Origin of the sequence: Leptospira inadai serovar Lyme str. 10 (assembly GCF_000243675.2) — a bacterium.
In the GTDB taxonomy this organism is placed as follows: Bacteria; Spirochaetota; Leptospiria; order Leptospirales; family Leptospiraceae; genus Leptospira_B; species Leptospira_B inadai.
The window spans coordinates 212,012-227,188 of sequence record NZ_AHMM02000006.1 but is presented as its reverse complement, the minus strand read 5'-3'; the positions used below and the strand labels follow the sequence as shown (position 1 = coordinate 227,188).

Genomic DNA, 15,177 nt, shown 5'->3' with positions numbered 1-15,177 from the left:
GTTTTCAGAGGACAGAGGTCAGAAGACAGACGCGTTCGCTTTGCTCACGCTAGACAGAAGCTGCTCAATGTTGGAAAGGCAGCTAAGGTAGAGGAAAGATCTATCGCACAGGAGCTCCAACATAATTCGTTTTTAAAAAAATTGTTGTCAGGGTAATAGGAATAATTATCTGTCCTCTGTCCTCTGTCCTCTGTCCTCTGTCCTCTGTCCTCTGTCCTCTGTCCTCTGTCCTCTGTCCTCTGTCCTCTGTCCTCTGTCCTCTGTCCTCTGTCCTCTGTCCTCTGTCCTCTGTCCTCTGTCCTCCGCTAGCGCCAGGGATGTGCAGGGCGTCAGTCCCGAGCTTGGTTAAAACGAGAGCTAACGAAAACCAAAGAGCAGCTAAGGGATGAGCGTGACTACGCGAACCCGAAACAGCCCGGTCCCTGCGAACGCAGGGAGGCGCCCTGAAGACAGAGGGCGCGCGATATCGGAAAAGTAATAAGCAAAGCGAACACGTCTGCCTCTGTCAGCTGCCCGCATACATAAACTCCTTGCGTCCATTTGGAGCGCAAAAAAAGCTTATCTTTGCGGAGAAAACGTAAGAAAATTTGTCAATAAATTTATTTAACGTTGATAAAAATGTTCTTCCTAATTGTTGTGATAATAAATGGAGGAAACGCAGTTGTACAGAAATTACGCAGCCCTATTACTTTCTTTAATCCTACTCTCCGATTGCAATCAAGCGAACCGGCTCTCCTTAGACTCTTCCAGTGCCACAGGTATTTTATTGGATCAGATATTATCCGGTTTGACCTATGCGACCCAAAGTTCTCAATCCAATAATGATTCCTGGACCTGCCCTTCACTAACAAATTGCCAGAATGTCTACGATACACAATTCGTATTGTCGGATACTTTAACGATAACCGTCTCCGCAGTTACCGGAGCTTCCGTACTACGACTATCCGTTTACGGTCCGGGAAGCGCGTTAAGTGGAACGAATTTGATAAACGGCAGTACCAAAGACAGAACCTGTCCATCACCTCCTACAAATTCGAATCAAAACGTAGGCGATTCCGTCTCTCTTTCCATTTCTACGTTAGGTGTTTATCGAATAGCCGTCGGCAGGGATTGGGGATCGAGCGCTGGTTCCAGCGGAACATATACTCTACAGTTGAGTACGACAAGGAGCAGTATGACGAGTTTAGTCAAAACGGTGACGAATACGGCGACCCTTTCATCCGGGATGCAGTGTCCTTAACGATTAATTCACTTCATTGATTTCGAATTAATTTTTCCTAATCCATTCCTAGTTGTCTCATTTGATATTGTAATTTTCCTCTCGAAATTTTCAAAAGACGTGCCGCTTCCGATTTGTTTCCAGCACATTGACTTAATGCCGCTTCGATTAATCTTCTAGAATACATGGAAACTAACGGTTCGAAGCCGGCTATATATGCGCTATTGGTAACGGGAACTAATGATGTATTTTCCGATTTTGAAATCTTCAATTCCACTATTTCGGGAGGGAGATCCGACACGTTGATCGTATCCCCTTTAAAATGCACAAGTGTGCGAATAATACAATTTTCTAATTCTCGAATATTCCCCGGCCAAGAAAATTGCAAAAATAAATCCATCACCTCTTCGCTAATTGAAGGCTTTTCAATTTCCATCTGTTTAGAATAGTTTTCTAAAAATCGATTCACTAAAAATGGAATATCGGACCGCCTCTCCCTTAAAGGAGGTATGTTGATTTCAAAAACGTTAATACGATAATACAGATCTTCTCGAAAAGTTCCCTTTGAGGCCATTTCCTTTAGATTGCGATGCGTTGCAAAAATAATCCGACATTCCGCGTTTAATTCCATTCTACCTCCGACGTTCTTATACTTTCGTTCCTGCAAAAGTCTTAATATTTTCGGCTGAATTTCAATAGGCATTTCTCCTATTTCATCAAAAAATAATGTTCCTCCTTTAGCTTCCGTGACTAAGCCCGCATAGTCCGATTTCGCATCCGTAAAAGCTCCTTTGGAATGTCCAAAAATCTGACTCTCCCAAAGATTCACAGGCACTGCTGCACAATTGATAGGAACAAACGGCCGATCGCTCCCTCTTCCCAGTTCGTGAATAAACGCAGCGATTATTTCTTTTCCGGTACCCGTCTCTCCGGTTATCAAGACGGGCTGCTCTTTGTTGGCAATTCGCTCCACTCGATCCACGACTGCCTGCATACTTCTGCTAGCATAAATAAGCGTCTTATTGACTAGATTTCTTTCCTGCGGAACCGCATCATAAATCGAATCTCTTTCTAAAATCGTCCGTTCGAGGTTGGAAGTGTACTGCTGTAATTCTTGGCGAGCTTCTCTCATCGCGTTAACCATCGAGTTGAAGGCCTTAGTAAGAAGACCGATTTCATCACGATTGCGCACTTCGACTTGAACGGATAATTCTCCGCCTTCCACTCGATCTACTCCTTGCAACAGCTCTAAAAGCGGATTAAGGATTGAGATTTTCATAAATATCAGGAACCCGACGATTAAAATAAAAAGACTCGCTATTAATCGAATAGCCCAATCCAGAATATAATGATGTATGAAATTACGATACGATTCGTAGCTGAAACCGACTTCGACTTTTGCAGTTTCGTTTCGATAAACGACGATCGGTTTTCCGTCTGCGGATATAAAATATGATCTGGACCCGAGCGGCACGTAGGGCCGGTCGGAAGAAATAGTATTCCTAGGATTTTCTAAAATATCGGATATGAAAACCAGATTCTTTGCGCCGGGAAGAGATTTTAAATCCGCTATGCGAGCAGATTGAAGACTGTCATATTCGTTTTCAATCGAATGACTTAATCCCCCAAGCATCACCTGCGAAACGGAAAGCGCCATTGCAAGAACGATAGTAAGAATTCTCACGGCTAAAGAAGTCTGAAGGTTTCCGTAGCTTACGAAAAAAACATGAAACACGAAAAAGCCGGCGATTACGGAAATTGCAAATACATTCACAAATACGTAGGCGTTTACTCGTCCCAAACGAAACAGTGCGAGAAACACGGTAGGTACAATGAAGGTAAGGAAAAATGCGAAAAGAATCCCGATCAGTGCGATTCTTTTCTGGCCTTGGTTCCGCAAAATTTGAACAGCCGCTACTATAACGATTCCGAATGAAAGAAGCAACGAATAGAATGCCACGATTCGACCTTGAAACGTGGCCGTTAAATCCCAATAATGCCCGTTAAAATGAAACGTTTTACTTTCTTGTCTTGTTTCCCAATAAAACCAAGCGGACACGGCAAAACTAATCAGAAGCTCGACTTGAAAAATAATATTCGAATTCTTTATGAAAATTTTAGACGGGAATTTGAAAAAGAAAACCTGAAAAAAAACGGCTGCGAATAGAGACGCAGTCACCGAAATCCATCGGTGCTGCGCTCCTCTCGGATCTAATTCAACCGAAGCATAAACGCAGGCCGAATATAAAAAAGCTAAACATACAAAAGAAATCGTTAGCTCTTTTATTCCGGAAATTTTATTTCGGACTTCAAGGCAATATAACACGCCAAGCAAACAAAGCAACACTGCTATTAAAAATGATAAAGTCAGAAATTGCAGATACATGAAAAAAGAGTTTTCAAACTAGCATTCTTTCTAAGAAGATCAAGCAGCAATTTTATAAAGTCCAAATCTCTAGAGTAAATATTTCAATCTTTCGTTTTTTTAGAAAAGTATGCCTCTAACCTTTCGCGGATATTCGTTCGTACATCCAGATAAAAAAGTCCATAGTCGGCGATATGATAATTTTTTTTATTTCCTCTACGAGACTCGTAATCCGGATTCGAAGGCAGATCGACTTGCAGCATTTCCCCCTGGCATTTGGTCCTAACATAATTTCTATCCACATGAGAGAATCCGATTCCAACCCCTCCTTTATGAAACTCTTTCGAGGTTTCGGAGCTATTCAAAGTCCAATTCACCGGATTAACGCAAATCCCGCCCACATATCGCTCAGCAGGAAGAGCAAAATCGCTAAGTTGCGAGCCCCATTTTTTCGAGTTCCAGCTTACGTAACATCCGATGTCTTTGGGGCCCCTGCATATTTTCAAATTCGAGAAATCCGAAGAACGAATCGACCAACCTGGCAGATATGCCGCGACGAAATTGGAGACCTTTCCTTTATCCAAATACTCCTTTAGGACTGAGATCAACATCATAGATCCTTGGCTATGGCCCGCAATAAAGAACGGCCTTCCTTTGTTATAGTGTTTTAAATAATATTCGAATGCGCTTAACACGTCTCTTCTTGCAATTGAGAAGGCCTGCTCACCGCTTCCCGTCTCATCTACAAAAGAATAAAGTACCGCCTGTCTATATCGGGGCGCATAAATTCGCGCCGATTCGTTAAATATGGAAGCTTGCAATTTCAACGGCGAAATCCCATAGACGATTAAGTTACCACCGATCTCCGCATTCCAACCCTCTCCTTTGATGAAAGTAGTAGGATGAACAAAAAAAACATCTGCCTTAGCTTGATCCTGTAAGTTTTTAAACTCGGGGGAATTCGGGACCTCGTCCGAATCGTCTTTGATCGAAGGAAGGGCCGCCCAAGATTCCTGCTTAGAATAATCCGGAGTTTCAGGAACTTTACTTTCTTGGAATGAACCTGATGGCTTGATCCAATATAAAAATAAGGAAGTACAATCTGTTAAAAGCAAGCCGCACAGCAGCAATTGTAAATATAAAGTATTTTTCATACTATGAATGTTCCCCTTTACCGAAAGTTTATAGCTTCCGAGTAAGTCTTTTAATAGGGAGCAAATTGCAATAAGTATGCCATATAATCGAGACATTCCAAGCTCGTCGAAACCTTGCTTTAAACCCGCTTTACGATTTCCAATCGATCTAGTCTGATTGATTTCGATCAGATGAAGTTTTCAATCGATTAAAATGAGACACAAGCATCGAGTCAAAAATCTAAATACCCGATCCTGTCAACTATTCCGCATCAGTATTTAATACAATTGTTATATTAAATAGATTTTTTGTTCGGCATGATACTTGCTTTAATGCTCGTAAACCCAGGCCGTATAAAATGTAGGACTGGTGAGGATGAAAAAATGTTGAAGAGAATAACTCTGTTATTGCCTATACTAGTAGGCAGTTTCTTTTTTGCAGGAACGAACGAACTGGATGCGGCTCGATGCCAAACGACTGGTTTTTTATTAAAAACAACCACTTGTTCTTATTCCAGTACGCTAATCGAGGCGTTACCGGGCACCTTTCGTAACGTTAAATACCAAGTACCTGAAGGAACTCCACCTGCCGGAGGTTGGCCGGTGGTGGTGATGTACCAAGGTTCTTTCTTTCCGGTAGAATTTACCAGAACCGAGGGAGTACCGTTCGGCGGATATTATGAATTGCAAGTGATTGAACGTATGCTCAATAACGGATTTGCGGTCATTGCTCCCGATGCTGCTGCAGATTTGTTTTGGGAAACCAATATTCCGGGATTTTCGATTGCTTACGAACTGTCGGGTGATTATCGATACTTAACCAATTTGTTTGCGGCAATTCGAAAAGGAACTTTCGGGCCGATTAATCCCAATAAAAAATTTGCTACGGGAGTCTCTAGCGGAGGATATAATACTAGCAGAATGGCAGTCTCTTTTCCGGGAGAATTTAAGGCCTTAGCGATACAATCGGGATCTTATGCGACCTGCAGCGGCCCCTTATGCATAGTACCGACCTTACCTGCAAATCATCCACCAACGTATTTTCTTCACGGCTGGCTTGATATCGTAGTTCCTTGGTGGACGATGGACCTCTATTACGAAAAACTCCGATCTCTAGGAATCCCTACCGGTCTGTATACGGACTATTTTGCCGGACACGGTTGGTTCTCCGCTTCCCCCGATAAAATCTACGCTTGGTTTAACCAGTATCGTTAATACCTTTCTGAAGAGCTCGACATTCAATCGTGTCGGGCTCTTTTAAATCGCCTTTCGAGGATAATCATGAAATTCTTTATCAAAACGAACCTTTTATTCGCATTAATCCTTCTGCCGGCTTTACCTCTAATACTTTCCATGATATTACTCTCCCAGAAATCTCAATCGTCTCTTTCTATCGAAGAAGAAACGGAAGAACTTGAACTTAGCTCTTTAACTCCCCGCGAAACGGAATCTAGAAAAGCGGAGAATAGAGATTTTTTTAGTTCGGATAAAGTTTCCGAACTAGCTAAAATGACTTTGGTAAAGATTCCATTCGCGCATCCGTCATTGAGCGGGATGTGGGATAATTTGGAAGATAATATCTTTAAGCCGAATCCGGACCCAACTCGTATCGAAGAGATAAAATCCTTTCATGAAAAACTAGATTATCTCGAAGGAAAGGAAAGAGCTGTCGGATTAACCCTATTCGAGGAGGAAGAATTCATTTCCCTTCAATTGAAGAAAAAAAAAGACCTTCGAGAGGTCCTAAAAAATTCTTACGAACAGTTTAAAGAAGGGCTTTCCGAAGAGCAAAGAAAAGAATTCAATTTGCAGATACAATCGATCGACGATTCGATCTTAAAACTTTCGAATAAAAAGCTTCGAGAAGCGAATAATCCTATGCGTTGAAAGACGGGCGAGTGCGGCCGTTACGCTAACTCCGTCGGATTGTAAATTAGGGACCCTAAAAACATTTTTCTAAAACGATACAGTGAATACCGGCCCGATCGCCCAACCTCTATTGAAAGATAGTAATATTTCCGGCTCTGCATACAGGTATGTCGCCATAATTCCGGCATTCGGATGAAAGAAGAATGCTAGCGTCGCCGAAACGTTCCAAGCTCCTTGAGTGAAATTTCTCCTCGCATTGATCGTAAGACTCAGGAATTTCTTATAATCGAAGAAGAATACCATTCCGACACTCCGCCCTTGCCTCTGAATCGGAATCATTGAATCTACAATACTTGCAGAACCGGTTCCTTGGCCGTACCAAGCATCCTGCAGAGCTCCTGGGTTTTGCGGGTATCCGTTTTGTTGAGCTTGTATCGCCCCGGCAGCCGTCCTTACGTTAATATGATAATTGTTCCCGGCATATTGGAAATAGGGCGTAATATTCCAACTCTGGATGGGTAATTTTATCCGGAGCCCGGCTTTACCGATATCCGAGTTGTATCCATCATCAGCATCGACGACCGGAAACGATTCGTAAAAACTATTTCCGGCCGTCGTTCCGACGACATTACGTACTTTATAATATGCTCCAAATGCGCCGTAAGCTACGCCTATCATCGGCTGTACGTATTGACTGAATTTAAAATAGTAATCTAAACTCGTTGAGTAAATATTTCCGCCCGCATGCCCTTCCGCGATATTGACTCCGACAGGCGGTTTATTTAACGGTGAGAAATTTACGTCGACTCTCGCATAGGCTGCTTGAAATACGAGCTGGTCGCTCAGTATCATGAATTGAAATCCTTTTTGAGGTCCATAACCGTTTAACCCTAAATCCAATGATCCTGATTGCGTTAAGCCGGTCGCGCTTCCTAAGGATGGGATTTCCCTCTGTCCATTAATCGGGTTTACGTAATTAAAAGGAAGTTTTGTCTGTAATTGCAAGTCGAACTGGCCCGCCATTGCTCCCAAAAGAATTCTCCACTTTTTATCTTTATCGTCGGCGACCGGTTTGGATTCTTCCCCCGAAATTGGTAATCCGGTAAGCGTAAATAATCCTAAAATGATTATAATCCGCATTAGATTTTCTTTAACTTTTTCTCGCATCATACTTCTCCTCGATCTATTTTTGAGAATGCCTCGAATGCTTGTTAAAGCATAAGAAGTCACCCCTCTCTAAGCAGGTTCCGTGCCATGCGAAAATTATTGATACGAGTGATGAAAACCGAGCCGTATGAGGCTAATGAGAGATTTTCGATCGCTGCCGATTGAAATTGATCGATCGTTTTTTTGCGAATCGATTGAAAACAATCAGATCGATACGAATTCGAAAATCCGTTCGATTTAAAATGAGGATTCAGACCAGAATTATCAACATATCCGAATGAGAACCGTCTTTTTTAAAACAATCGTATTGGTACGCTTCCTGCAAAAGTATCTGCAAGACTTTATGGATCTAAAACTTACATTCTTTTCTTTCGGTTCGTTGATCGTGTGCGTTTTTACCGGAGTGCTGAGTGCTTTTTTATTAGGTATTCCAGGAAGATCCAGATCCAGCACGTATCTGGGTACCGCCTTCGCGTTTCTTTCAATTCACGCATTTGCATTCGTAACCGCATACAGCTTAAATTCACCGACCGCCGCATACCATCGCTGGCTTATTCTTTTCGTCATTCCCGCATTCGTATGCCTAACACAATTTTTCCTACACTATCCAGTATTAACGAACCATAAATTCGCCTCTGCATTACTATGGACGCAGAGCGTCATATGGATCGGCTTCTCAGCATACTATATTAATGCTACATTATCCTTAAGGCCCGTATTCGATTTCACTGAACAAATTTGGACATTCGGCTTAATTAACGAAAATAAACTTTTAGGAGTTCTGATACTTAGCTACTGCTCCATCATGATATTCATCGGGATACGAAGATCCTGGTTAAACAAACAAATAGGAAAAGGATATGTGACCTCCCTATTCTTATTATTTTTTATTCTTCTCATTCTTCCGGCCGTAGTCGCAAACGCTATGAGTCGAGCAGGAATCATCTCCAGAGCGACATTCCTGACGATCTATACATTCTTCATCATTCCCGGAAGCTTTATAATTTTAGTTTTATATATTAATACTACCGAAGACAAAACTAGATTCTTGAATCGAATTACCGGGATATGCTTGGGAACATTTCTGCTTATACAATATTGGTTAGGCATAGCTTCCGTTGCAAGACAGGAAGAAACATTCGATTTAGCTAAATTGAGAGAATCTGAAAGTTCGGTCTTTCTGAAAAACTTTCCTGCCGGAATTTTGTATGCGATTGAAATTTCCGGAACAAGCAAGGTTGCGCGCTCGCTGGACGCCTCTCTTCCCATATCGACGATCAAAGGGAATGAATTCAAAAGGCAGGCTTTAGAAGATGTAGACTCGTTCTTTCCTAAACATGTAGATCGTTTCTTTCTTTCCGACGAATCCAAGAATCCCTGGTCGGTATCCTATCGTTTCAATATTAAGGATTCTGCAACCATTTATGAATTCGGCTTTCCTTACGAATCATACAGGGAATCTATGCATGAAATTGTCATCTTGCATGTATATATATTAGCTGTCACCATCGTCACGATACTTATTGGATTCAGATTCTTTTTCAAAGGAACTATCTGGAATCCTCTTAAAAACCTTTTATCCGCGATTGAAAGGATTAACAAAGGCGATCTCTCCGCCAAAATACCTGTTCGCATTCAAGACGAAATCGGCTTCCTATCCATTTCGTTTAATGGGATGGTGGCAACGATTCGAGAGGCACAGACGGCTTTATCCGTTTATGCGAATACGTTAGAAGACCAGGTAAAGGAAAGAACGTTTCAACTTACTCAACTTTTGGAGCAACAGCAAGGGGATTATTTTTTAACTTCCCTGCTTCTCAAACCGTTCGGAATCGAAAAAATTGAGAACGGAAGAATCGCATTCGAATCGTTCATACGTCAAAAGAAACAATTTACGTTTAAAGGTCATGACTACGAAATCGGCGGGGATCTTTCGATGGCAGACACTCTCACCATCGGAGGCAAGAGTTGTAGCGTATTTATCAATGCGGACGCGATGGGCAAATCGATTCAGGGAGCCGGAGGAGCTATAGTTTTAGGTTCCATCTTCGGCTCCATCCTAAATCGGACAAAACTTTTCGAAGATAAGGTAAACGAAATCACGCCGCAGAGATGGCTAAAATCGACCTTCTTAGAACTTTCCAAAATATTCGAAATATTCGATGGAACGATGCTTGTTACGGCGGTAATAGGAATCATCGAAGAAGATTCGGGGAAAGCCTATATAGTCAATGCCGAACACCCTATTCCGATTCTCTATCGAAATGGCAAGGCTTCGCTATTACATACGAAGCACTTTTTTAACAGGATGGGCATACCTCAGGATTCTTCCGAAGCCTTCATAATCCAATCAATCCAACTACGATCCGGAGACTGCCTTATTATCGGCTCGGACGGAAAAGACGATCTTATAGCGGGACGTTCCGATGATGGGAACAATATTATTAACGGAAGTCCGGAAACGTTTTTAAGCTGCATCGAAGAGGCGAAAGGAGATCTCAATGAAGTTTACGAGAAAATTAAGAACCACCTTTTCGACGATATTTCCATTCTAAAAATAGAATATATCTCGAATCCTGAAACTAACCTTCGCATCGGAGGATGCCAGAAAAACCGGATTAAACTGTGAAATAATAGAAGATTATTAAAAATATTTAGGAGAAAAAAAATGCAAGGCGGATTTCTGTTAGAGACGGTATTGCCGTTCTCTTTGTTCATAATTATGTTTGGAATGGGCTTATCTTTAACCGGTAAGGATTTTGCGAGGGTGGCATTATACCCGAAAGCCGTTATGGTAGGTCTACTGGCTCAATTGATACTCTTGCCGATTTTAGGCTTTTGCGTGGCGGTAATTTTTCATCTGGAACCTTTATTGGCCGTCGGCTTAATGGTTTTATCCTGCTGTCCGTCCGGTCCAACCTCGAATATGTATTCTTACTTGTTCCATGGAGACGTTGCGCTTTCGGTTACCTTAACGGCGCTTATCAGTATTATTAAACCTTTCACACTTCCTTTTCTAGCTTACTATTCGATGGTTTATTTTATGGGAGAAGGAAAAGCGATTAATCTACCTATCTTGAAAACTATCCTACAATTGTTTGCTATCACCGTATTACCGGTCGTGTTAGGAATGTCGGTCAAACGCTGGGCTCCGAAATTTGCGCTCGGTTTCGAAAAACCGATTAAGTATTTTTCTATGATTATTTTGTTCCTAATTATAGCGGGCATAGTTAGACAAAACTGGGAGAATATGATCGGATTCTTTGTGCTTAGCGGTGCCGCAGCATTAACGATGAATTGTTTATGCATCAGCGTTGGATTTCTTCTCGGCATTCTTCTGCGTTTGAGCCGACCTCAGGCGATTACTATCGCGTTCGAATTAGGCATACAGAACGGGACGACTGCGCTCTTAGTAACGGGAACTATCCTTATGGTTCCTACCATGACTATCGTTCCGATTACTTACAGTTTATTAATGTTTTTAACTGCCCTCATTTTCGGGCTGATTATGGTTAAACGAAATAGAGACGCCGGAGCTGCCGATCTTTCGGAAACCCTAAGCTAGCAGGTTTTAAAATCCACTTTCGAATGAATGTCGATACTTATGTCGAGTTTAAAGAAAATCGGGATCTGCGGGCCCCGGTTTCGTTCGGCCCCACGATAAAAACCGCATAATAGAATCCTTTTTTGCAACAAAGAATGAGGTTTCGACTCTTATTTACCAAGCGAAAGAACAATGGGTTTGATCCCATTTGTAAACCGAAGCGAAAAAGGAGTCCATATATGGAAAAAACGATCATGCCGAAGGAGACGCTCGGAAGCGTTCGAGAAATTATTTCCAAGAAAAGTTTTGATAATCCCACCTATAAAGGTATTCTCTATTTTATAAGAGATATTATAATCTTTGCATTCACATTCCTTCTACTTTGGAACGTGGAATCTTGGTATATTCTACCGTTTCTCTGGATTCTTGCAGGATTATCGATATCGTCCCTCTTTATTATCGGTCATGATGCCGCACACGGCGCTTTATTCAAAAGTGAAAGACTTTCCTATTGGATCGGGCAAATCGCGATGTTACCGTCGCTTCATGCCTATAACCAATGGGCGTACGGCCATAATAGAATCCATCACGGGCATACTATTAAACTAAAAGGGGACGTCGTTTGGCACCCCGTCAGTCCTAAACAATATAAAAGTTTCGGTTTACTGCGCAAAGGCTTTCACAGAATCGCCTGGTCGGCATTCGGAGGAGGAATTTATTATCTCATCGAAATTTGGCTCAAAGGGATGGTTATTTTTACTGCGCCTTTAAAAGAAGCACTTCGCGATAAAATCATCATGCTGACCTTCGCTTTCGGATCGGCCGCGGCGGTCTTTTATTTCGGAGGAAGTACGGCGAACGATTTCGATTCTTCCCTGGGAGGCTGGTTTTTATTAAAAGTCTGGCTTCTTCCATTCTTATCTTGGAACTATTTCATCGGAATCACCGTCTATGTTCACCATATTCATTCGGAGATTCCCTGGAAGGGATCCAAAGATTGGACTCCCTTTTACGGGCAGATGATGGGAACCATAAATTATCATATACCCGGTTTCCTGAATTTCTTTTTGCATAATATCTTTCTTCATTCTCCCCACCATGTCCATATGAAAATTCCTTTCTATCGTTTGGGGCATGCATTACAAGAAATGAAAGTTCATTACTCTTCGTTTATACTGGAACGAAAATCGATTTTTAAGGATTATTTTCGGTCTACGTCCCGATGCAAATTGATGGATGAAAAAACAGGCTGCTGGATGACCTATGGCGAAGCCTTCAACGACGAAGACGAATCCGAGCTAAAAGCCGCCGTAATATAGGTTAACGATTCACCCGTTTTCCCGCACGTCGATTTACGAGGCTATACGGCGTGCAGGAAGCTAACCTTCCGCAAACGGATCCGATTCAAGATAGATTTCTTATCGGAGTAAGAATTCTCGGCCAAATATCTCCAAGTAGCTAACGAATTCCGAACCTTTTCCTCGGTAGCGCACTGAGTCTTCCTTATATAACAGATTGTTAAAACATAAAATAGTAAATAATATGAATTTTCCCGACTCGATTCGCAGCGCTTTCCGGCCAATTCGTAATGCAAACCGCTTTCTGCTCCATAAGAAGAAAGGAATGGTTTTAGCGATCGCATGGCTGGATTCCTCAACGGCGTAGGCTCGTTCCAGAACCGGCTTTTTGCGAATTCCGAGAATCTTATCCAAATAAAAAACACTGTCCGATTACACCAACGTAAACCGATTCCGCAATCGGGAATTGCAAACCCTGCGATTGTTTTTTGTCAACGTTCTCCGTTCAAGACGACGTACGGAAAAAGAATCTCTAGAATCGAGGTGTCCACGTTTTTAATCGGAGTCGAAATCTTTATATAAAATTAACGCAATTCTTCACTTTCCGCATTCCTTCTCACATTGACTTATTAATTAAATAATACTAATGTTCATCTCGAATGAATATTCCTGCGAATATCAAAAATCAAGCTACCAGGAAAGTATTGTGAAAATTCAGACCCCGACAGTCGACTTACAGAGTCTTACATTTTTTCGAGTTAATTCGATCCGAAGATCAAGATCATTTGGAAAATATTTAATGCAAGGTATGCGGAAACGTATCCGACTTACGATCTTAATTTACGAGAAATTAATTAAGTACCTCGTCCATAATACGAGCGCGAGGACGATTCGTCTCCTCAGTGCCGTTTTATTGGTGGGATCTTCCTCCGTCTTTGCGCAAACTGAGAAGAAACCTGCGACCGAGGCGACTACAATAATACCGGCTATCAAAGACACAGGGCCGTTAGAGAGCAAATGGTATGATAGAGTGGAATTTTCCGGATTTGTGGACGTTTATTATATGTATAATAACAACCCATTGCAGGGAAATTCCGTCGACACGACCCGTGCCTTCGAGACTAATAATAAAAACTTTGCAATCAACGCCGTTTCGTTGGTAACTCATAAGACCGCAGAGAAATCCTCTCCATGGGGATTCCGAGTCGATTTTCAAAACGGGCAAAATAACGCATTTCAAGAAACGCCTTACACGACATCCAACCAGATCTACAACATGAATATGTTGAAACAAGCTTACGTAAGTTTCTTCTTTCCCGTTTTAAAAGGGATGACCTTGGATGTGGGAAAAATGGCGACACATATAGGCTACGAACTTCTGGAATCGATGAACAATCCGAATTATTCGATCGGGGCAATCTTCCAGAATACGATTCCCTTCATTCATACTGGCGCCCGATTAACGACGCAAATGAACGACAACTGGTCCGGAACATTATATCTTTATAATAGCGGACAGGGAACCGGCTACCTTGCACCTACCGGCACGACTCTAACCGACACGACGCATAGTCCTTACGTCGAAGCTTATACCCAGCACAAATCGATTGGAACTCAGATAAAAGGTCAATTGATTGAAAACAAGCTGGCGATTATATGGAACACGATCTATTCGCAAGATTTTCCGAATGGAAGAATGGACGCGACCAACACGCTACTTGCGAATTATGCGAATACGGGAAATATCAACATTCCCGCGGATCCGAATATTACCCCTAACCCTATAGCCCCCACTGCACCTCGTGCAAAGTATAGTAAAGATTATTGGGCAATGAGCCACACCGTACTTTCAATTACTCCTACGGACCGAATCCAAATCGATTTGGATTACACATGGAGCCAGAAAGCAGGCATCGACGCCAATGCAGGCCTCAATCAGCAAAGATACAATCCGAATAACACGATTACTGCAACTAATATCGCTTTGGGTTATGTGACTTCGGAAAACGTAAAAAGTATTTATAATGCTTATGGAATATTCTCCAAATTTAAAATAAATGAAACTTGGGGAGTCAATGTTCGCTACGAGTATTTGGATGATAAGCTTAATAACGGCGCTTTAAATACCTTCGCTCCAAATGCCTTCGGAACGAACGGCATCAACAACTATATTAGTAGCTATCAGTTAGCGAGCGACACTGCCGTAGCCAATGCCATCCTCTCCGCTAATCCCCGACTCAATGCACTCCTCAGCAGCCCTAACGGATTGCAGGCTATCGGAGCTCAAGGTTATACTTCCGCAGCTAGCTGGGTCATGGCTCAATTGGATCCGACGAATTATAAGCATTATAACGGCGCGAATAATTACGGACAATATAGAACGTTTACGGTTACACCGGTTTGGAACTTTACGGAAAATATCCTAATAAAACTGGATATCAGAAGGGACTGGTCTTTAGGTAAACAATTTGTGGACGCGCAAGGCCATAGAAGAAGTGATCAAATAGGATTCACTTTAGGAGTCGTTGCCAAGTTCTGAAGCCGGCATTTTCGCATAGAGTTAAGAAGATGTAAATCGATGG

The 15,177-nt window shown here is 42.1% G+C and carries 10 protein-coding genes; 7 read left to right on the top strand and 3 right to left on the bottom strand.

Going from position 1 to position 15,177, the window contains the following annotated elements:
* The first annotated feature begins 661 nt into the window (after window positions 1–661).
* Window positions 662–1,240: a hypothetical protein gene (locus LEP1GSC047_RS01785; RefSeq protein WP_010412419.1), complete on the top strand. Its 579-nt coding sequence runs from the start codon at window positions 662–664 to the stop codon at window positions 1,238–1,240.
* 37 nt (window positions 1,241–1,277) lie between these two features.
* On the opposite strand, the gene LEP1GSC047_RS01780 is transcribed toward LEP1GSC047_RS01785, so the two are convergent.
* Together LEP1GSC047_RS01780 and LEP1GSC047_RS01775 are read right to left on the bottom strand one after the other, a co-directional pair.
* Window positions 1,278–3,605 (bottom strand): sigma-54-dependent transcriptional regulator, encoded by a 2,328-nt coding sequence (locus tag LEP1GSC047_RS01780; RefSeq protein ID WP_010412423.1) that lies wholly within the window; start codon window positions 3,603–3,605, stop codon window positions 1,278–1,280.
* Between the two features lie 83 nt (window positions 3,606–3,688).
* A complete protein-coding gene (locus LEP1GSC047_RS01775; protein ID WP_010412426.1) occupies window positions 3,689–4,834 on the bottom strand; it encodes a DUF3089 domain-containing protein in 1,146 nt (381 codons plus the stop codon).
* Between the two features lie 267 nt (window positions 4,835–5,101).
* On the opposite strand from LEP1GSC047_RS01775, the gene LEP1GSC047_RS01770 reads away from it, so the two are divergent.
* Together LEP1GSC047_RS01770 and LEP1GSC047_RS01765 are read left to right on the top strand one after the other, a co-directional pair.
* On the top strand, window positions 5,102–5,932 hold the full coding sequence (locus tag LEP1GSC047_RS01770) for an extracellular medium-chain-length polyhydroxyalkanoate depolymerase (protein WP_010412429.1): 831 nt from the start codon (window positions 5,102–5,104) through the stop codon (window positions 5,930–5,932).
* 66 nt (window positions 5,933–5,998) lie between these two features.
* Window positions 5,999–6,604, top strand: a complete 606-nt coding sequence (locus LEP1GSC047_RS01765; RefSeq protein WP_020988149.1) for a hypothetical protein — start codon at window positions 5,999–6,001, stop codon at window positions 6,602–6,604.
* A 69-nt stretch (window positions 6,605–6,673) separates the two neighbouring features.
* On the opposite strand, the gene LEP1GSC047_RS01760 is transcribed toward LEP1GSC047_RS01765, so the two are convergent.
* Window positions 6,674–7,756, bottom strand: coding sequence for a hypothetical protein (locus tag LEP1GSC047_RS01760; RefSeq protein WP_238325503.1), 1,083 nt, complete (start codon window positions 7,754–7,756; stop codon window positions 6,674–6,676).
* 274 nt (window positions 7,757–8,030) lie between these two features.
* On the opposite strand from LEP1GSC047_RS01760, the gene LEP1GSC047_RS01755 reads away from it, so the two are divergent.
* From LEP1GSC047_RS01755 to LEP1GSC047_RS01725, 4 genes are all read left to right on the top strand, one after another.
* Window positions 8,031–10,382, top strand: coding sequence for a SpoIIE family protein phosphatase (locus LEP1GSC047_RS01755; protein ID WP_010412436.1), 2,352 nt, complete (start codon window positions 8,031–8,033; stop codon window positions 10,380–10,382).
* Window positions 10,383–10,421: 39 nt separating this feature from the next.
* Window positions 10,422–11,318 carry a bile acid:sodium symporter family protein gene (locus LEP1GSC047_RS01750; protein ID WP_010412440.1) on the top strand — a complete coding sequence of 299 codons (897 nt, stop codon included), beginning with the start codon at window positions 10,422–10,424 and terminating at the stop codon, window positions 11,316–11,318.
* 218 nt (window positions 11,319–11,536) lie between these two features.
* Entirely contained in the window at window positions 11,537–12,616 is a 1,080-nt protein-coding gene (locus LEP1GSC047_RS01740; protein ID WP_010412443.1) for a fatty acid desaturase, read from the top strand.
* A 685-nt stretch (window positions 12,617–13,301) separates the two neighbouring features.
* Window positions 13,302–15,134, top strand: coding sequence for an outer membrane beta-barrel protein (locus tag LEP1GSC047_RS01725; RefSeq protein WP_010412452.1), 1,833 nt, complete (start codon window positions 13,302–13,304; stop codon window positions 15,132–15,134).
* The last annotated feature ends 43 nt before the right edge of the window (window positions 15,135–15,177 follow it).